At 70.9% G+C, this 17,868-nt stretch carries 18 protein-coding genes; 5 read left to right on the forward strand and 13 right to left on the reverse strand.

Annotated features, from left to right (window positions below; genetic code table 11):
- Positions 1-112 precede the first annotated feature (112 nt).
- Together MKK67_RS25085 and MKK67_RS25090 are read left to right on the forward strand one after the other, a co-directional pair.
- Positions 113-781 carry an SGNH/GDSL hydrolase family protein gene (locus tag MKK67_RS25085; RefSeq protein WP_243970658.1) on the forward strand — a complete coding sequence of 223 codons (669 nt, stop codon included), beginning with the start codon at positions 113-115 and terminating at the stop codon, positions 779-781.
- The gene (locus MKK67_RS25090; protein WP_243970660.1) at positions 778-1,086 is read left to right on the forward strand and encodes a hypothetical protein; all 309 of its coding nucleotides are present in this window, start codon (positions 778-780) and stop codon (positions 1,084-1,086) included. The genes MKK67_RS25085 and MKK67_RS25090 overlap by 4 nt, the downstream gene beginning before the upstream one ends.
- 16 nt (positions 1,087-1,102) lie before the next feature.
- On the opposite strand, the gene MKK67_RS25095 is transcribed toward MKK67_RS25090, so the two are convergent.
- Positions 1,103-1,975: a LysR family transcriptional regulator gene (locus MKK67_RS25095; protein WP_243970662.1), complete on the reverse strand. Its 873-nt coding sequence runs from the start codon at positions 1,973-1,975 to the stop codon at positions 1,103-1,105.
- Positions 1,976-2,063: 88 nt separating this feature from the next.
- On the opposite strand from MKK67_RS25095, the gene MKK67_RS25100 reads away from it, so the two are divergent.
- Positions 2,064-3,038 carry a quinone oxidoreductase family protein gene (locus MKK67_RS25100; RefSeq protein WP_243970664.1) on the forward strand — a complete coding sequence of 325 codons (975 nt, stop codon included), beginning with the start codon at positions 2,064-2,066 and terminating at the stop codon, positions 3,036-3,038.
- Between the two features lie 190 nt (positions 3,039-3,228).
- On the forward strand, positions 3,229-3,627 hold the full coding sequence (locus MKK67_RS25105; protein WP_243970666.1) for a DUF3307 domain-containing protein: 399 nt from the start codon (positions 3,229-3,231) through the stop codon (positions 3,625-3,627).
- A gap of 13 nt (positions 3,628-3,640) precedes the next feature.
- Here MKK67_RS25105 and MKK67_RS25110 read toward each other — a convergent pair whose 3' ends face one another.
- Positions 3,641-5,893 (reverse strand): cyclic nucleotide-binding domain-containing protein, encoded by a 2,253-nt coding sequence (locus tag MKK67_RS25110; RefSeq protein ID WP_243970668.1) that lies wholly within the window; start codon positions 5,891-5,893, stop codon positions 3,641-3,643.
- Positions 5,894-6,225: 332 nt separating this feature from the next.
- On the opposite strand from MKK67_RS25110, the gene MKK67_RS25115 reads away from it, so the two are divergent.
- Positions 6,226-7,599 carry a hypothetical protein gene (locus MKK67_RS25115; protein WP_243970670.1) on the forward strand — a complete coding sequence of 458 codons (1,374 nt, stop codon included), beginning with the start codon at positions 6,226-6,228 and terminating at the stop codon, positions 7,597-7,599.
- Positions 7,600-7,683: 84 nt separating this feature from the next.
- On the opposite strand, the gene MKK67_RS32705 is transcribed toward MKK67_RS25115, so the two are convergent.
- The 11 genes from MKK67_RS32705 to MKK67_RS25165 form a co-directional block, all read right to left on the reverse strand.
- Positions 7,684-7,815, reverse strand: a complete 132-nt coding sequence (locus tag MKK67_RS32705) for a hypothetical protein (protein WP_279594559.1) — start codon at positions 7,813-7,815, stop codon at positions 7,684-7,686.
- A gap of 410 nt (positions 7,816-8,225) precedes the next feature.
- Positions 8,226-8,495, reverse strand: coding sequence for a hypothetical protein (locus MKK67_RS25120; RefSeq protein ID WP_243970672.1), 270 nt, complete (start codon positions 8,493-8,495; stop codon positions 8,226-8,228).
- A gap of 229 nt (positions 8,496-8,724) precedes the next feature.
- Entirely contained in the window at positions 8,725-9,900 is a 1,176-nt protein-coding gene (gene ssuD / locus MKK67_RS25125; RefSeq protein ID WP_243970675.1) for an FMNH2-dependent alkanesulfonate monooxygenase, read from the reverse strand.
- A gap of 116 nt (positions 9,901-10,016) precedes the next feature.
- A complete protein-coding gene (locus tag MKK67_RS25130) occupies positions 10,017-10,877 on the reverse strand; it encodes an ATP-binding cassette domain-containing protein (RefSeq protein WP_243970677.1) in 861 nt (286 codons plus the stop codon).
- Positions 10,877-11,659: an aliphatic sulfonate ABC transporter permease SsuC gene (ssuC, locus tag MKK67_RS25135; RefSeq protein ID WP_243970916.1), complete on the reverse strand. Its 783-nt coding sequence runs from the start codon at positions 11,657-11,659 to the stop codon at positions 10,877-10,879. Before ssuC ends, MKK67_RS25130 begins: the two co-directional genes overlap by 1 nt.
- Positions 11,659-12,660, reverse strand: coding sequence for a sulfonate ABC transporter substrate-binding protein (locus MKK67_RS25140; protein ID WP_243970679.1), 1,002 nt, complete (start codon positions 12,658-12,660; stop codon positions 11,659-11,661). The genes ssuC and MKK67_RS25140 overlap by 1 nt, the downstream gene beginning before the upstream one ends.
- Before the next feature lie 4 nt (positions 12,661-12,664).
- Positions 12,665-13,621, reverse strand: a complete 957-nt coding sequence (locus MKK67_RS25145; protein WP_243970681.1) for an aliphatic sulfonate ABC transporter substrate-binding protein — start codon at positions 13,619-13,621, stop codon at positions 12,665-12,667.
- Positions 13,622-13,629: 8 nt separating this feature from the next.
- Positions 13,630-14,208, reverse strand: coding sequence for an FMN reductase (msuE, locus tag MKK67_RS25150; RefSeq protein ID WP_092043564.1), 579 nt, complete (start codon positions 14,206-14,208; stop codon positions 13,630-13,632).
- Between the two features lie 540 nt (positions 14,209-14,748).
- Positions 14,749-14,949 (reverse strand): hypothetical protein, encoded by a 201-nt coding sequence (locus MKK67_RS25155; protein ID WP_050735995.1) that lies wholly within the window; start codon positions 14,947-14,949, stop codon positions 14,749-14,751.
- Positions 14,950-15,332: 383 nt separating this feature from the next.
- Positions 15,333-16,856, reverse strand: a complete 1,524-nt coding sequence (locus tag MKK67_RS25160; RefSeq protein WP_243970683.1) for a carbohydrate porin — start codon at positions 16,854-16,856, stop codon at positions 15,333-15,335.
- 75 nt (positions 16,857-16,931) lie between these two features.
- Positions 16,932-17,867 carry a Gfo/Idh/MocA family protein gene (locus MKK67_RS25165; RefSeq protein ID WP_243970685.1) on the reverse strand — a complete coding sequence of 312 codons (936 nt, stop codon included), beginning with the start codon at positions 17,865-17,867 and terminating at the stop codon, positions 16,932-16,934.
- Between the last annotated feature and the right edge of the window lies 1 nt (position 17,868).

Raw genomic sequence — 17,868 nt, forward strand, 5'->3', positions numbered from 1 at the left:
GGCAGCCCCGGGCGCGACCGATTCCTCATGCCTGCTCAGGACCGCCATGCACGCACCCTGGATCGCGACGGCCGCCCGGCATTGGCGGCATGGGCGGTGCGTCCGAAACCGCTTGGCCGAGCGTGGGCCGGCCCTGCGCGCGTCGCTCCGCAAGGCCGCGCCGGAGAGCGTGATCCTGGCCGGCAACTCGCATGTCGAGTTCCTCGGGACGCCGGATTTCGGTGGCCGGCCCTGCATCAATCTCGGCATCGGCGGCAGCATTGCGGCCGATTGCGCGGCCCATCTCGCGGACCTGCGGGCCCCGGTTCGCTGCGCGGTCTCGGTGCTGATCATCGGCACCAACGACATCTTGCGCTGGCGGCACCCGGAGCGGGCCTCCACCGAGCGCCGGTTCGAGGCCGAGGTCCGGCGCATCCTGCGGATCCTAGAGGTCTGGTCGGCGCAGGTCTTTGTCGCCGCGATCCCGCCGATCGGCGCCTGGGCGACGGGCCGGGATCCCGCCGCCGTCGCGGCCTTCTCGGACCGCCTCGAAGCGGTCTGCCGGGCGGGCGGCCACAGCTTCTTCGATCCGTTCGCGGCCCTGCGCGACGATGATTCGGGGCTCGCCCGCACGGGTCTCCATCCGGACGGCGTGCACCTCGCGGATTATACCGGGCTGGCCGCCGAACTGGTCCGGCTGGTCGCCATCGGTCCGGTCGCACCCGCGCCCCGGATCCGTCCGGCGATCCCGGCGGGCAGCCTCCGGGCGCTCCACGCCGCGGCCTGGGGCGTCCGCTCGTGAATCTCCAAACCATCCTCGACGTGATCGCGCCCCGGCCGCGCGGGCCGCGGCGTCCCGTCCGACTTTGGCCCGCGGACGAAACCCTCTGGCTCCGCGAGAACGGCGCCTGGCGCCCCCGCGCGGCCCGGCACGTCCTGTGCGCTCTGGCCGCGCTCGGCTGCCGAGGCCGCTATGCCGCGCGGTCGGAAGGGGACGGCAAGATCATCGCTGGGCCGGTCAGCGCCCTGGCGCTGCCGGATGCCGAGGCCGAGATCCGGTTCGTCTTCCGCGTCACGCCGCTCGGCTATGGCGAGGCCGCGTTCTGAAGCGCGGCGTCCCGATCTACTCCACTGGCGAAGCGACCGGGCATCCGAGGCCGATCACCCGGGCCAGAAACGCCAGCGCCGCGCGGATCACGGGCGAGCGCTTCAGGTCGGGATAGGTCACGAGCCAGACATCCCGGGGCGGCGGCTTTGGCTCGACCGGGAGGCGGATGAGCGCTGCATCGCCGTCCCCGAGGAAACGGGGCAGGACGACGGCGCCGAGGCCGGCCCGGGCCGCCTCCTGCTGGCCGAACAGATCGCTCGCCTGGAACACGATCGGCCGGCCCGCGAGCAGGCTCCGCAGCCAGGCCTGCTGGGGGACATGCTCCAGGGCGGAATCGTAGCCGATGAACGTCCAGTCCGCCGGGGGCTTCGCTGCCTGATTTGGCGTCGCGTAGAGCCCGAACCGCATCACGCCGATCCGGCGGATCAGGAGATCCGGGTCGTCGGGGCGAGTCAGCCGTACGGCGATCTCCGCCTCCCCGCGATCGAGCGCCGCGATCCGTGCGGCGCCGGACAGGACCAGGGTGATTCCGGGATGCGCGCGGTGGAAGCTCGCGACCTGCGGGGCGATGAGACGGGCCGCCAAGGCGGGCGGCGCGCTGATCCGGACCGTCGCGACCGGCGATGCCGCGTAGCCCCGGGCGCGCCGCTCGATCGCCTGCACGGTCCCGGCCATCTCGGCGGCCAGGGCCGCGATGGCGGTCCCCTCCGGGGTCAAGGCGACCCGGCGGGGCAGGCGCTCGATCAGCCGCAGCGCCAGGGCGTCCTCGAGGGACGCCACCCGTCGGCCGATCGTCGCGTGGTCGACGCCGAGGTCCCGCGCCGCGGCCGAGAGCGAGCCGGCCCGGGCGAGCACCGCGAAGTGGTGGAGGTCCTGCCAATCGACCATCGGTGAAGTTTCGCACGGGACCGGTGAAGAGATCCCGAATTCTCTCACAGATCAAAACACGGTTCGCTGTCCGGGCAGGAGGTGGACCATGACGACAGCAATGATGATGACCGGGCCCGGCGCGCCGGAAGTCCTGACGGCGACCGAGATCGACGTCGGCGAACCCGGCGCGAACGCGGTTCGCATTAGGCACTCCGTGATCGGCGTGAATTTCGTCGACATCTACTTTCGAGCCGGCCTCTACCCGCTCGACGCCTATCCGGCGGTGCTGGGCTTTGAGGGGGCCGGGACGGTCGAGGCGGTCGGCCCGGGTGTCGCGACGCTGAAGCCCGGCGACCGGGTCGCCTATCACGGTCAGCCGATGGGGGCCTATGCCGAGGCGCGGATCCTGCCGGCCGAGCGCCTGGTGCGGCTGCCCGACGCCCTCCCCGACCGCGATGTCGGCGGCACGATGCTGCGCGGCCTGACCGCCCATATGCTGCTGCACAAGGTCCGGGCCGTCGGGCCCGGCGACTGGATCCTGGTCCACGCCGCCGCCGGTGGGCTCGGCCAGATCGTCACCCGCTGGGCGAAGCGCCTCGGGGCGCATGTCATCGGCACGGTCGGCTCCGAGGCAAAGCGTGCGCTGGCGCTGGAGGCCGGGGCCGATGCCGTGCTCCTGCACGGCGCGGACGACTGGGCCGAGCGGACCCGAGCCCTGGCGGATGGGCAGGGCGTGCATCTGGCGATCGACGGCATCGGCGGCGGCATGCTGCCTCGGACCTTCGCGGCGGTCCGGCCGTTCGGGCTCGTGGCGAGCCTCGGCCAGCCGGCCGGCCCGATCCCGCCTGTCCGCGTCGAGACGCTCGGGAATGGCCGTCCGGTCGCCCTGATGCGGCCGAGCGTGATCGCCTACGCCAACGATCCGGACCTGTATCGCCGCGGCAGCGCCGACCTGATCGCGGCCCTGCAAGACGGCCTGACCAGCCCGATCGGGGCCGCATACGACCTCCGGGACGCGGCCCGGGCCCATGCCGATCTGGAGGGCGGACGCACGACGGGGCGCGTCATCCTCACGGTTTGAAGCATCATCCCGACCGGTCTCACGCCTGTGGATCTCGGGGGCTCCGCCCCCGAACCCGGCCAAAGGGCTGCGAGCCCTTTGGAAACCCGATCCTCCGTGTGCGCCATCACGCTGCCAGGGATGCGGGCCGGGTGTATGAGAAGGGGGCTACGATTCGACGCGCAGTCGCGCCGGGAGAAACAGGGCCGGAATGCCTTCCGTCGACACGCCCGTTCCGGTGGGCGCCTTCGCGCTCCTGCTCGTCGCCTTCGCGGTGAAGCACCTCGCGGCGGATTTCTTGTTTCAGACCACTTGGATGGCGCAGGGCAAGGAGCGGGCTTCGGCCTGGGCCGGGCCGCTCTGCGCCCATACCGGCCTGCACGGACTCGGGACCCTGCTGATCGCCCTGGCGGTCAAGCCGGCCCTGTGGTGGCTGGCGCTCGTGGATTTCGCGATCCACACGGGCATCGATCGGGGCAAGGCCCTGGTCGGCCAGCGGACCCACTTCCCGGCCACCGATGCCCGGTTCTGGTGGCTGATCGGGATCGATCAGTTCCTGCACCAGGTCACCCATATCGGGCTCGCCGCCGTGCTGGCGGCAGCCCGGTAGAGCGATTGGAGTCTCAGGTCAGCTCGGCCTCCAGCAGCAAATTGGTGTCGGCGACCTTGCCGGCGAGTTCCAGGATCAGGAAGCGCTGCAGGGACAGCGCGAGGTCCGGGCGCTCGCGCTCCATCCGAGCCAGGGCGGCCCGGTCGACGCCGACCACCCGGCAGGGAGTCTCGGCGAGGGCGGTGGCGGTGCGGCGTCCGCCCTGGACCAGCCCGATCTCGCCGATCACCGTGCCGGCCGTGGTGGTGCGCAGGCGCAGGTTGGGGCGGCCGGGTACCTCCATCTCGATGGAGACCACGCCCTGCTCGAGGAAGTACAGGCTGTCGGCCGCCTCGCCCTGGCGAAGCAGCGCCTCTCCCGCCGCGAGAGTGCGGAGGCCGAGATACGGCGCGAAATCGGCCGGCGCGAGGGCGCAGCCGAGCCGGTCGGCTATGTGCTCGGCAAACAGCGCGACGGCCCCCTCCCCGCCGGATCCGGCCTCGGCGAGCAGCAGCGTCTCGGCCTCGCGCAGGGCCTCGTCCAGGGTGGCGCGCGTCCGCAGCCGTGGCCCGGCGAGGCCGCCGCGCTCGACCTGCTTGCGGGCCGCGGGGCCCAGATGGACCAGCAGCACGTCGAAGCCGCGCTGCTCGGCGAGCTGACTGATCTTGCGGAACGCGATCAGCGCCGAGCTGTCGAGCCCGACGCAATCGCGGAAATCCAGGATCAGGGTGCGCAGGGTGCCGGGTTCGGCGGCGGCCCGGCGATAGATCGTCTGGGCGTTGAGGAAGAACAGGTAGCCCTGCAGGGCGTAGATCCGCGTCCGGTCCCCGGCCTCGCGCAGCAGTTCGGCGGTGTCGGGCGCGCGGATGACGCTGCTGCGCCGCTCCGAGCCGGACAGTGCCCGGCGCACCGCCGGGATCTGGCCGTACTGGACCGCGAAGATCAGGATCGCCAGCACGACGCCGACCAAGAAACCCACGGTGGCGCCGAACAGGGCGGTCGCCGCGCACACCGCCAGGGCGATGCCGGTTTCCCAGACCGGGAAGGTCCGGCAGGCGAGCGCGAGGTTGACCAGCAGGCCCAGCCCGATGGCGATTAGGGCACCCCCGGCGAGCGGCCGCGGCAGCAGCGCCAGCGGGCTCGCGCCGAAGACCAGCAAGGCCGCCATCACGGCGAGCGTCAGCCACCAGCCGAGCCAATGGCTGCCGCCGATATTGTGCAGTAGCAGCGTCGAGGTCCGCCCGAACCCCATGGCCGGGCTGCCGAACAGGCTGCCGACCAGGTTGGCCGCGCCCGAGGCGACGAACATCCGGTCGATGTCGAGCTCGCGCCGCATCTCCAGCTCGACGCTGATGACGTAGAGGATCTGGATGATGACCGCGACCACGATCTCGGTGGCGATCCGGGGCAGGATCGGCAGGAGCAGGGCGGGGTCGAGGGCCTGGAGCGCCATCGCGGCCGGGGCCTGCAGCAGCGATCCCGTGGGCAGCGCCTCGATCAGCCAGCCGGCGGCCTGCGCGGCGGCCGTGTCGATGCCCTGCCAGGCCAGGCCGAGATGCACGACGACGAGGCTCGCCAGGATGACGGTCGGGTAAGTGCCCCAATGCTTGATGCGCCGGGGCAGGTAAAAGGCGCAGAACCCGATGACGACGGACAGGGCGATGCGCCCGAGCAGTCCGAGGTCGATCCGGCTCGGGTCGAGCATGGCCGGGTCGAGCAGGCCCAGCAGCGCGGCGGCGGGATCGTCGAGATGGGCGCCGATCTGCACGCCGCTCTTCAGGAACAGCAGCCCGACGCCGCCGAGGAAGCCGGTCAGGACCGGGTAGGGCAGGAGCTGCGCCAGCAGCGAGGCGCGCAGCGTGCCGAGCAGCGCGAAGACGAGGCCGGTGGCGAAGGTCGAGACCCCGCAGGCGACGAGCACGATCCGGCCGACCGTGGCGGGATCGGTGATGCCCGCGTCCCGCAGCGCGCCGGCCACCGCGGCGGCGATCGCCGCCTGCACGATTGCGGCCGCCCCGATGAAGGACAGCGACACCAGCACGGTCCGCCGGAGCGCGACGAAGACGAGGCTGCCCAGCACGTAGGCCGCCAGCATCGCCGACATCCCGGCGACGCGGCTCTCCGCGAGCGGGCCGGAAAAGATCAGCTGCGAGAAGCTGATGAGATCGAGCAGCAGCACCATGGCGGCCACCGCCGCCGCCGCGATCGTGCGCGCGGTGCGGACCAGCGCCTGGCGCCCCTCGGTCGGCTGCCCGCTGCCGGCGGAGACCATATCGGTGGTTGTCATCGGCACGGCATCCGTATTCCGAAGGTTCGATCCCGGCCGCTGCAGCAGATCCCCGGCGGCCGCGCGCACAGGCGCAGCGGAACGGTGGGAGTCAGGCGCGGCCGCAGCCTTCCAACCCGATGACAGCGCGGGACTTAAATTATCGTGCCGGCCGCGACGGTCGGGAGACGGTTCCGTCCAAGTTTCAACCGGTCATGGCGGGACTGGACTCATGCGGGACGCAGGTCTCATCCACTCTACCGGAACGATCGCCGTGTGCCGCTTGGCGAGTCCGGGGCCGGATTCCCCTCCCCCGCGTCATGCTCTAAGCCGGCCCCCCACAGGAGCCGCCGATGTCCGCCTCGACCCGCCTGCCCCGTCCCCTGCGCGCCGCGCTCCTGCTCGCCGGCCTCGCGGGGGCCGCGCAGGCCGAGGATACCCCGTCGATCGCCTGGCCCGAGCCGGGCGGCCGGGCCACGATCAGCCGGGCCTTCAACGGATCGCCGATCGCGGTCGGCGTCTCGTCCCGGACCGGCGGTGCCATCGACAGCCTGACCTGGGGCGGCACGCAGTTCATCAACGCCCACGACCACGGCCGCGAGCTGCAATCGGCCTCGTCCTATGACGGCTACGGCGAGTGCCTGAACCCCACCGAGGCGGGCAGCGATTCCGACGGCACCGGCCCGCGCAGCACGACCCTGCTCACCGAACTGAAGGTCGGCCCGGACACCCTCCAGACGCGGGCGCAGATGGCCTACTGGATCGAGCCCGGCCGCGTCACCGGCAGCTGCCCGAAGGGCCCCGGCCCCCATGCCGGGGCCCGTTCCGACGACATCCTGGCCAAGACCGTCACCCTGGGCGCGGCGGGCGTGGCCAACGCCATCGCGTACCGCGCCACCTACATCACCGCGCAACCCCATGAATCGGCGACCTTCGAGGCGGCCACCGCCTATATGCCGCCGGACTTCACCGCGTTCTGGAGCCTCGACCCGGTCACCGGCCAGTCCGCGTCGCTCTCCGCTGGGCCGGGCGAGCAGGCCGTGCCGGTGATCCTGGCCACTCCCGACGGCTCCCGGGCGATGGGCGTCTACAGCCCCGCCCTCCCCCAGCCAACGGTGCCGAATGCCGGCTACGGCCGGTTCGACTTCTCGACCCTGACGGGCGCGGGCAACGCCACGGTGAAGTGGAACTGCGCCTTCCGGGAGAACAATGTTTCGGCGGGAGCGCACAGCTACACGTGCTACGTGGTGATCGGCACGCTGCAGGATGTCCGGGCGGGCCTCGTCGCCCTGCGGGCGGCCCTGACCGGCGGCCGGCCGGCTCCCCTCCCCGCCATCCCCGCGCCCCAAGCGGCTGCCGCGCGGGCTCCGGGCGTGGCGCTCTATGTCGGGACACAGCAGGGCTGCAACGCCGGCGAGGTGACGATCGACCCGGGCTACAAGGGCTGCGCCACGGCTCCGATCGGCGCGACCCTGGCGCAGCCCTCCTCGCCCGCCGACGCGCCGGTCTATGCCGGCACCGCGGCCGGGCTCGATGCCGGCCTGGTCACCAACAACCCGCACCATCTCGACGCCGGCACGCGCCCGATCGGCTACCTCGCGGCCGCCGGCGCGGGCGGGACGCCGCTCTATGTCGGCCTGCAAGGCGGCTGCAATGCCGGCGTGGTCTCGACCAACCCGGCCCATCTCAACTGCCGCGCAGCCCCGCTGGGCATCGCCGTGCGGTGACGCCGCCTGAGAACGCCGCCCCGGATCCGGGGCGGCGCTCGGTTATCGTCCCGAAGCCGAATTGCGCCCGTCGGGATGCGGCGCTCAGCCCTTCTTCACCAGCGGCACCGGCTCGGCCGGCGGCTTGGTCGCGCAGGCCGCGACGCTGGCCGCCAGCACGGCCAGGACCAGAACGCGCGTGAGAGGATTTTTCGCGAAACAACGTGCAGTGGACACGAGGCAATCTCCGATTTTCGGCACAGCGGAGGCTAATGCCGCGCGCGGTCTCGGAAAGTGCAGGAATGTCACGCGTCTGATGTTTCGAGATTTTTTATAATGCTTACAAAGTAAAAATTAATAGAAATAGTGGCGACGTAAATCGATTCTTGCTTGTCATCGGCGCATGGAATGCATTATTGCGAGCGGATTTCTAAGGAGCAGTTGCACATCTCCCGGTATTCGCCGCTCACCGAAGCACCGCGGTGCACTTAAAAAACTTCACTTTCACCGTCATCACGCACCGTCATCACGAGCGCAGCGAAGTGACCCAGGGCAGCACGACAGGCCCAAACGCCGCGCCACGCTGGGTTGCTTCGCTCCGTGCGCAATGACGGGATGCCTCCCGGACAGGTGTCGCAGCAGCGGGCTCAGCGCACTTCGCTGACGCGCTTGGTCGCCCGCTTCTCCTGCTTGTAGGCGGTGATCGCCGCGGAGCAGCCGGGCGACAGGTTCTTGAGATTGGTCTTGAAGCAGGCCTCGACCTCCGGGCCGCCGGGCGCGTAGGCGCTGCAATACTCCATGTAGTCGCCGGTGCAGTGCTGCTTGAGCGCCTCGCGGGCCGGGGATTGCTCGGCGAGCGCCGCGGCCGAGCCGAGGCAGAGACCGAGGGTCAGGAGGACCGCCTTGGTCGAAGTCATGGATATCCTTGTCATTAGCCGATGACCGCGTGAGCGGACCGCACGGTGATGGAGCCGGCGGATGAGCGCCAACGATGGCACCACCATGACGCCGGGATGGCGACGGTGCAGCCCGGCCATGTGTGCACGACAAGAACTCCGGGGGCGCACCGGGTTTTTCTGGGCCCCGCCCGGGATGACCGCGCGCCCGGCGGATGCGCGCACCCGCCGGGCAGGAAGGTCCGACCGGTCAGTGCGCGCCGACGCGGCGGGTGGGCACGATGTCGTTGGCGACGATCTCGCCGAACGGGCCGTCGTTGCGGGCGTTGCCGACCGGCCGGCCCGTGGTGGCGCGCAGGGGCAGTTTTGGGAAGACCAGCTCGGCGAAGCGGTAGGCCTCCTCGAGATGCGGGTAGCCCGAGAGGATGAAGCGGTCGATCCCGAGATCGATATACTCCTTCATCCGGTCGGCGACCTGATCGGCCGAGCCGACAAGCGCTGTCCCGGCGCCGCCGCGCACCAGCCCGACCCCGGCCCAGAGGTTGGGCGAGACCACGAGTTTTTCGCGAGAGCCGCCGTGGAGCGCCATCATCCGGCTCTGGCCGACCGAATCCTGCCGCTTCAGGGTCTCCTGAGCCTTCGCGATGGTGGCGTCGTCGAGCTTCGAGATCAACTTCTCCGCGGCGTCCCAGGCCTCGGCCTCGGTCTCACGGGCGATCACGTGCAGGCGGATGCCGTAGGAGAAGGTCTTGCCCTTGGCCTCCGCGGCCTGCCGCGCGGCGGCGATCTTTTCCGCGACCTGCGCCGGGGGCTCGCCCCAGGTGAGGTAGACGTCGCAATGCTCGGCCGCGACTTCCATTCCGGCCGGCGAGGAGCCGCCGAAATAGAGCGGCGGATAAGGCTTCTGCACCGGCGGGAAGATCACCCGGCCGTTCTCGGTGCGCAGATGCTGGCCCTGATAGGTCACGGTCTCGCCCGAGAGCAGGCCGCGCCAGATCGTCAGGAACTCGTCGGTGACGACGTAGCGCTCGTCATGGGACAGGAACACGCCGTCGCCGGCCAGCTCCACCGGATCGCCGCCGGTGACGACGTTGATCAGCAGGCGCCCGTCCGAGATCCGGTCGAGGGTCGCGGTCATGCGCGCCGCCGCGGAGGGCTCCATCAGGCCCGGCCGCACCGCCACCAGGAAGCGCAGCCGCTTGGTCAGCGGCGCCAGCGCCGAGGCGATGATCCAGGAATCCTCGCAGGACCGCCCGGTCGGCAGCAGCACGCCGTAATAGCCGAGCTCGTCGGCGCCCTGGGCGATCTGCCGGAGGTAGTCGATCGAGACCGCGCGAGCCCCTTCCTGGGCGCCGAGATAGCGGCCGTCGCCGTGGGTCGGCAGGAACCAGAGGACGTCGGCGTGCCCGTCATGCGTCGCGGTCATCGGGGTCTCCATTGCGGCTATGGGCCGGATGCGGAAAAGCCGGATCCGACTTCTCGCATCCGGCGATCACCAAGAGCTACAGCAGACCGCCGCTTCCGGGAAACGGCGGCCCGGTTTCAGACGTTCGGCTCGGCGCCGAGCAGATGATCGAGGATACGCCCTTCGAGCCGCGCCAGGTCCGGATCCCCGCGCCGGCGCGGGCGCGGTACGTCGACCCGCAGGTCCAGGGCGATGCGGCCGGCCTCGACCACCAGGATGCGGTCGGCGAGCGCCACCGCCTCGGACACGTCGTGGGTGACGAGCAGCGCGGTAAAACCCTGCGCCAGCCAGATCCGCTCGATCAGGTCCTGCATGCCGATGCGGGTCAACGCGTCGAGGGCGCCGAGGGGCTCGTCCAGCGCCAGCAGGCCCGGCCGGCCCACCAGGGCCCGGGCGAGCGCCACGCGCTGGCGCTGGCCGCCCGACAGGGTCGCGGGCCATTGCCCGGCCTTGTCGGACAAGCCGACCTCGGCCAGGGCCGCCAGCGCCCGCTCCCGGCGCTCGGCCCGGGAGCCATGGCCGGACAGGCCGACCGTGACGTTGTCGACCACCCGGGCCCAGGGCAGCAGGCGCGGCTCCTGGAACATGATCCGCTTGGGCGGATCGCTCCGGCGCGGGCCGGTCTCCGGCCCTTCGAGCACGATCCGGCCGCCGGTCGGCGTCTCCAGCCCGAGGATCAGGCGCAGCAGGGTGCTCTTGCCGCAGCCGGAGCGCCCGACCACGGCGGTGAACCCGCCGGCCGGCAGGTACAGATCGAGCCCCTCGATGACGGTATTGCCGTCGAAGCTTTTTCGGAGGTCGCGGGCGGTTACGGCGATGCCGCGGCTCGCGGCCTCCGCCGGATGGCGCGCCGGCACGGACGCGGGCGGCGCGTCGGCGATCCGGGTCTCGGGGGCGGGATCGGCCGGAGCCTCGCGGCGAAGGGCGTCGAGCAGCATCAGGCGCTCCTATAGGCGGGGTTCCAGGCGAGGCAGGCGCGTTCGAGCTGACGTGTCAGCGCATCGGCGAGCTTGCCCAGGGCGGCATAGATCAGGATCGCCAGCACGACGACGTCCACCAGCATGAACTCACGGGCCTGCATGGCCATGTAGCCCAGCCCCGAGGAGGCCGAGATCGTCTCGGCAACGATCAGCGTCAGCCACATGATCCCGAGGGCGTAGCGCAACCCGACGAAGATCGACGGCAGGGCGCCGGGCAGCACCACCTTGGTGAACAGCTCCGTCCGCGACATGCCGTAGACGCGGCCCATCTCCACCAGCGCCGGGTCCACCGAGCGGATGCCGTGCAGGGTGTTGGCGTAGATCGGGAAGAACACGCCGAGCGCCACCAGGAACAGCTTGGCCTCCTCGCCGATGCCGAACCACAGGATCACCAGCGGGATCAGCGACAGGTGGGGCACGTTGCGCACCATCTGCACCGAAGTGTCGGTCAGCCGCTCCGACAGGCGCGAGAGGCCGTTGGCGAGGCCCAGCGCGAAGCCGATGCCGCCGCCGACCGCGAAGCCCGACAGCGCCCGCAGGGTGCTGACCCAGAGGTTGGTCCAGAGCTCCCCGGTGCGCCCGGCATCCCAGCCGGCCCGGACCACGTCGAGCGGCGCCGGCATGAACCGGTTGGAGACGAGGCCGGCCGAGACCGCGGCCTGCCAGCCCAGCAGGATCGCGACCGGCAGCAGCCACGGCAGCGCCGTATCGCGCAGGCGGCCGAGAGGGGTTGGGCGCATCATCGGTTCTCCGCCCGGCGTTCGGGCTGTGTCCAGACCGCGTCGGCCACGCGGATCGGCTTCGGCAGCAGGCCGAGGCCGTGGAAGGCGTCGGCCACCCGCTGCTGGTCGGACACCGCCGCGGCATCCAGGGGCGTCACCCCGTAGGACAGGCGATCGAGGGCGACGCGGAGCACCGGGGCTGGAATGCCCACCGAGGGCGCAAGGTCCGCCGCCACGGTCTCGGCATGGCCTTCCGCCCAGGTATCGACCTCCCCGATCGCCTTGAGCACGATTGCGACGACCTCCGGGTTGGCATCGGTGAAGCCGCGGCGGGACAGGTAGAACTGGCGGTTGGGCGCGAGCCCCTGCGCGTCCGCCAGCACCCGGGCGCCGGTGGCCCGCTCGGCGGCGGCGAGATAGGGATCCCAGATCGCCCAGGCGTCGACGGAGCCGCGCACGAAGGCGGCATTCGCATCCGCCGGAGCCAGGAAGGCGAACTTCACCGCATCGTAGGGTACGCCGGCCTGCTCCAGCGCCCGCACCACCAGGAAATGGACGTTCGAGCCCTTGTTGAGGGCCAGCGTCCGGCCGCGCAGGTCGGCGACGCTGCGCACCGGGCTGTCCTTCGGCACCAGGATCGCCTCGCCCCGGGGGGCCGGCGGCTCGGTGGCGACGTAGCGCAGCTCCGCGCTCGCGGCCTGCGCGAAGATCGGCGGCGCTTCCCCGGCCGAGCCGAAATCGACCGCGCCGGCGTTCAGGGCCTCCATCAGCGGCGGCCCGGACGGGAATTCCGACCACGCCACCGTGTAGCCCAGCGGCTGGAGCGCCTTCTCCAGGGTGCCGCGGCCCTTCAGCAGCACCAGGGAGCCGTATTTCTGGTAGCCGACCCGGACGCTGCCGCCCGCGGCCCGGGCCGGGCGCAGGACGCTGGCCGCCGCGAGGCCGAGGCCCGCGGACAGGAGTTTTCGGCGGTGCGGGGCGAGCCCGGACGCAAGGGGGCGGGCGAGTCGATCGGTCATGAGGTCAGCCGTTGCGGGCGGGTGCCGTCCAGACCGCGTCGGCGACGTGGATCGGCTTCGGAATCAGCTTCAGGGCGTAGAACCGGTCGGCGATGGCCTGCTGTTCGGCGGTGATGCGGTCGGACATCGGGCCGATCACGAAATCGGTGCGGTCCACCGCCCGGCGCGTCGCCGGCAGCGGCACGCCGGTGCCCTGCGACAGGAGCGCGGCGACGTCGCCGCGGTTCTGCCGGCACCAGGCCGCGACCTCGCCCAGCGCGTCGATCGCCGCAATCAGCACCGGGCCACGGGTCTCGGCGAAGGCCCGGCTCGCCAGGAGAAAGTTGTTCTGCGGCGTGATCGCGGTGGCGAGGGCGAGCACCCGTACCCCATCCCCCTCCTCGGCGACGGCGAGATACGGGTCCCAGATCGTCCAGGCATCGACGCTGCCGCGGGCGAAGGCGGCCGCCGCGTCGGCGGGGGCCAGGGTCACCGGCTCGATATCGGCGTAGCGCAGGCCCGCCTTCTCCAGGGCCGCCACCGTGAGATTGTGCGCGCTCGACGCCTTGGCGAAGGCGACGCGCTTGCCTCTGAGATCGGCGAGGCTGCGCACCGGCGAGCCCTTGGGCAGCAGGATCCCGGCCCCCGAGCCGCCGGCCTCCTGGGCCGCCGCGTAGACGAGGCTGGAGCGCGCCGCCTGGGCGAAGATGGGCGGAGAATCGCCGGTCAGGCCGACATCGATCCCGTCGAGGGACAGGGCCTCGAGCAGCGGCGGCCCGAACGAGAACTCGACCCAGCGCACCGTGTGGCCCAGGGGCTCCAGGCGCCGCTCGATGATCCCCTGCTGCTTGGCCACCACCAGGATGCCGTTCTTCTGGTAGCCGATGCACAGCACGCCGGGCTCGGCCGCCCGCGCACCCCGGAGGCCCGGGACGGCCGCAGCCAGGAGCGTCGCGGCCAGCAGGGTGCGGCGGTCGAGCATCGCCCGGTTCACTCGGCGGCGGCGAGTTCGGCCGGGCCGGTCGCCGCGGCCGCCCGGTGCAGCAGCAGGGCGGAGAGCTGGGCGCCGGCCTCGGCGGCGCGGGCGCGCACCCCGGCCTCGGTCAGCACGCCGTCGCTGAAATCCGCGTCGGACGCGTAGACCGCGGTCGGGATCTGGAGTGCGCCGAAGAAGCCGAAGAGCGGCCGGAAGGCGTGCTCGACCACCAGGGCATGGCGGGCGCCGCCGCCGGTGGCCACGATGGCCACGGGCTTGCCGGCCAGCGCGTTCGGATCGACCAGATCGAACAGGTGCTTGAACAGGCCGGTATAGGCGCCCTTGTAGACCGGCGAGCCGACCACGAGCCCGTCCGCCTCCTCGATCGCGTCGAGCACCCGGCGGGCGGGCAGCGGCAGCTGGTCGCGGGTCCAGGCCGCCCCGAGCCCGGAGCCGGCATCGACGAAGTCGAAGATCCGCCCGTCGAACGCCGCCTGGGCGCAGGCCTCGTGCAGCACGGCATCGACCAGCGTGCGGGTCTTGGACGGGCGCTGAACGTTCGCGCTCAGCCCAACGAGTCTCGGTCGTGTCATTGCAGAAGCCTCGCGACAATGCCGGGCCGCCCTGCTCAGTGAGGAGCGGCAGAAGCGCGACCGGTTATCCGAATAGGCTGCTAGAATTGCTGATTGCGTTGCACAACGTCAATGAAACGGCTTTCCCAATTCGCCCCGAATAGAAAAATGTTCTCCTCAGAATGGCCGATTGAGAGTGTGATTTCATCTCATGGTCGTATCGATCGGCTTGCGGATCATGGCTTGGCAGGCCGGGAAATCTGGCTCCGACGAATGTTCAATCTCCCGCTCGGCCATAAGAAAGAATATAATTTTTCTTAGTGGCGTATTTGAGGAACGATGTTGCTGCTGAGCGGTGTCGCCGTCGGCGGTGATCGGTTCGATCTTGATCGTCGGGCCTGCCGAGCTCGCGAGGACGCTTCGGCCCTCGTATCCCGGCCCTGGATCCTGGCTTATCGGCACGAAAAAGGGCCAGCCGTGGCGGCTGGCCCTGGATCGTCCGACGGCTCTACGGCCTGGCTGTCGCGCCCTGCGCCAAATCGGCGGTGGGCGCGCCCGGGCTTACTCGGCCGCCGTCATCTCGGCGGTGAAGTGGCCGCACCAGTCGTTGGTCGTCACGACCGGCCAGAGACCCTTGGACTCCGGAGCCGGCTGGCTGACCGGCGGGTTGAACCGGCACAGGCCGGCATCGCCCTGGGCGCTCGCGCCGTTGCCCTTGTGCTCGTCGAAGAACTTGCAGCTCTCGCAGTTTGCGCTGGCCATGTCTCGATGCTCCCGTTTCGGTTCGGCGGCGTGCCGTTCGTTCTTGCGAATTAGAACAACTATAATCTGTTCGTCAACCCACGACCGGGCGCACGGTTCCACGCCGGGACCCCTCTAAGGGTGACGTCCCCCGAAAGGCGGGGCCGTCATTCGGGACGGAGCAGACCATGAATCTCGCACGGCTGCCGGGATTGGGCCTGCACCTGTTCATTGGCTTCATGGGCGCCGGATCCTGCGGTCGGCCTTCGCCTGCGAGGCTCTGATCGCCCGCCCCGAAACGCGATCGGCGCGCGCGGATGTTCCGCGCGCGCCGATCCGGTTACCGTCCCGCCTGCGAGCCCGCTGGGGGCAGGTTCGCGAGCGTCGTCGTGGTACCCCTGATGTCAGAGGCTCCCGGGGCCCTTGGCCAGGCCGCCCAGGGTGAACAGGTCGACCGAGAGCTTCGCGCCGACCACGAAGGCGTTCGGGATCGGCTTCGGCCGGAACGGGAAGCGGGTCTGGTCCGGGTCGATCACGTATTGCAGGTTCGGCATCAGCCGCACCGCCGGGGTGAGCTGGATGCCGTAGCTCAGCTCCAGGATGGTCTGCAGGGTTTCGACGTTGCGGCTGCTGAGCCCGTACGACGCGCGCGCCGCCCGGATATTGGCTGCCCCGAGGGAGGAAAGTTTCTCCATCACGAACACGGCGCCGAGGGTGTCGTAGGGCCGGCCCGGGAAGGTGCCGGTCAGAACGGCGCCGCCCTCCAGGAAGAAGTCCTGGGTCTGCCGCCCGCCGGTGGCGCCCAACGCGACCCCGAACAGCGTCAGGCCCTGGATGCCGTTCGGGTCCGGACGCCAGACCATCTGGTCGAACCGGGCATAGACCGCCGACCGGCCGAACCGGGTCAGGTCGTCGAGCCCGCTGAACAGGCGAGGCCCGCGGCGCACGTCGAGCACGGGATCGCTGTAGTCGGACCGGTCGATGATCGCGCCGATGCCGTAGTTGCGCGGCAGCGGATCGTTGCCGAAGTTGGTCGAGTAGCCGACTTCCACCGGGATCACCACGCCGGTGGCGCCGTTGGTCGACCAGTCGATGCCGTTCCGGTCGTCACGCTGGTTGCGAGGATTCACCTCGTAGACGCCGGCATGCACGAACACCTTGTCGTTGACCCAGGCCTTGGCGTGGCCGCCCCAGCTCGCGATCGGCCAATAGGTGAAGTTCGTCATCTTGAACGCGGATTTCGGCGCGCCGCAGGTGCCGTTGTTCTGGAAGTTGCAGTAGAGCGGCGAGGCGAGGAACGGCGGGTTGGCCAGAAGGCGACCGACCTCCACGTCCAGGCGGTTGTCGAACAGCTTTTGCTCGTAGGACAGCACCGTGAGATGTGCGGTCTGACCGCCGCCGTAGACTTCCTGAACGCTGGTGTTGTTGCCGATATAGTCCTGCGACAGGCTGCGGCCGTGACGCTGGGTCACGATGGTATGCACCGCGCCGCCGTCGATCCCGGCGAGACGGCCGAGGTCGGCATCGAGACCGAACACGATCTGGCCGGTGTAGTCCGACCCCTGGCGGATGCCGCCCGACGGGTTGGCGGCGAATTCGCCGGTGTAGTTCAGGATCATGCTGATCCCGTTGCCGAGGTCGAGGGTTCCCGGCGGCAGGCCCGGCGGCGTCGCGCTGGCGCCCTGCACGTCGGCCGCAGCCGCCGCGCTGTCGGCGCCGGCAAAGCTCCGCGCCGAGCGCACGTTCCGCCGCCTGGCGCGGTTTGCGCGGTACTGGGCCTTCGCCGCCGGACTCGCCTTCGGACCCGGGTTCACCAGGGACGGTCCCCCGTCCGGAGCATTAGGGTCTTGAGCTTCGGCCGGGCTGACGCCCGCCGAGAGTGTCGCGGCGCACAATGCGAGCGCCGCCCATCGCGTGTACTTTCCCATAACAGTGACTCCCCCTTAGTAACGCGCGGCCCTGATTGGCTCTGTCGCGTTGGTGTTCCGCCGGGATCCCTCCGGTCAGTCCGTGAAGGCCTCCACGGTGCGGCGCTCGCCGCGCAGGAAGGCGTCGGCGACGTGGATCAGCGGGTTCAGGTCGACGTCGCTCGTGCCGGAACGGACGAGGGCGGCGAAGCGGTCGTAGAGGCCGCGATACTCGGCCTCCGGAAGCAGCAGTTGCGGGCTGCCGTCGATCGTGAGGACACTGCCGCCCTTCGACAGCACCAGCAGGCCGTCCTCGGTGTCGACACGGATGTCCCAGGTCTGCGGGCCGGTCTGGCGCCAGTCGAACACGGCCTCGATCGGGGTGCCGGCGGCGTCGGTGAAGTGCAGGTCGGCGGCGATCGGCGCCTGCCGGTTCTCCGGGACCGAGAGGGTCGCGCCGGTGAGGAAAAACGGCGGCAGGATGTGGGTGGCGATCGACAGGGCGTTGATCCCCGGATCGAACACGCCCATGCCGCCGGCCTGCCAGATCCAGGCCTGGTTGGGATGCCAGTGCCGGACATCCTCCATCCAGGCGATCGCCACCGACCGGATCCGGCGGCCGGACAGCCATTGCCGCGCGGGCTCGACCCCGGGGGCGTAGCGGGAGTGCCAGCTGGCGAACAGGGTGACGCCCCGCGCCCGCGCGGCCTCCACCAGGATCCCGACCTCCGCGAGCGTCGCCCCCGGGGGCTTTTCCAGGAAGACGTGCCGGCCGGCCTCGATCGCCGCCAGGGCGGCCGAGAAGCGCACCTGCGGCGGCTGGCACAGGGCGACCGCGTCGAGGTCGCCCTGCCCCGCCAGCATCTCCGCCAGCGTGCGGTAGTTCGGCACCCCCTCGAAGCGGCCTTCCCGGCTCGCCACGGCGGTCAGGGTGTAGTCCGGCGAGGCACCGATGACCGGCAGGTGCTGGTCGCGGGCGATCTTGCCGACGCCGACCAGCCCGATGCGGATCGTTCCGTTCGAAACCGACATC

Source organism: Methylobacterium sp. J-072 (assembly GCF_022829425.1).
Taxonomy (GTDB): domain Bacteria; phylum Pseudomonadota; class Alphaproteobacteria; order Rhizobiales; family Beijerinckiaceae; genus Methylobacterium.

Coding starts and splice junctions, on each gene's coding strand:
- MKK67_RS25095 (WP_243970662.1), bottom strand. CDS start 1,975: ATGGTCGATTGGCAGGACCTCCACCACTTCGCGGTGCTCGCCCGGGCC.
- MKK67_RS25100 (WP_243970664.1), top strand. CDS start 2,064: ATGACGACAGCAATGATGATGACCGGGCCCGGCGCGCCGGAAGTCCTG.
- MKK67_RS25105 (WP_243970666.1), top strand. CDS start 3,229: ATGCCTTCCGTCGACACGCCCGTTCCGGTGGGCGCCTTCGCGCTCCTG.
- MKK67_RS25110 (WP_243970668.1), bottom strand. CDS start 5,893: ATGACAACCACCGATATGGTCTCCGCCGGCAGCGGGCAGCCGACCGAG.
- MKK67_RS25115 (WP_243970670.1), top strand. CDS start 6,226: ATGTCCGCCTCGACCCGCCTGCCCCGTCCCCTGCGCGCCGCGCTCCTG.
- MKK67_RS25120 (WP_243970672.1), bottom strand. CDS start 8,495: ATGACTTCGACCAAGGCGGTCCTCCTGACCCTCGGTCTCTGCCTCGGC.
- ssuD (WP_243970675.1), bottom strand. CDS start 9,900: ATGACCGCGACGCATGACGGGCACGCCGACGTCCTCTGGTTCCTGCCG.
- MKK67_RS25130 (WP_243970677.1), bottom strand. CDS start 10,877: ATGCTGCTCGACGCCCTTCGCCGCGAGGCTCCGGCCGATCCCGCCCCC.
- ssuC (WP_243970916.1), bottom strand. CDS start 11,659: ATGCGCCCAACCCCTCTCGGCCGCCTGCGCGATACGGCGCTGCCGTGG.
- MKK67_RS25140 (WP_243970679.1), bottom strand. CDS start 12,660: ATGACCGATCGACTCGCCCGCCCCCTTGCGTCCGGGCTCGCCCCGCAC.
- MKK67_RS25145 (WP_243970681.1), bottom strand. CDS start 13,621: ATGCTCGACCGCCGCACCCTGCTGGCCGCGACGCTCCTGGCTGCGGCC.
- msuE (WP_092043564.1), bottom strand. CDS start 14,208: ATGACACGACCGAGACTCGTTGGGCTGAGCGCGAACGTTCAGCGCCCG.
- MKK67_RS25155 (WP_050735995.1), bottom strand. CDS start 14,949: ATGGCCAGCGCAAACTGCGAGAGCTGCAAGTTCTTCGACGAGCACAAG.
- MKK67_RS25160 (WP_243970683.1), bottom strand. CDS start 16,856: ATGGGAAAGTACACGCGATGGGCGGCGCTCGCATTGTGCGCCGCGACA.
- MKK67_RS25165 (WP_243970685.1), bottom strand. CDS start 17,867: ATGTCGGTTTCGAACGGAACGATCCGCATCGGGCTGGTCGGCGTCGGC.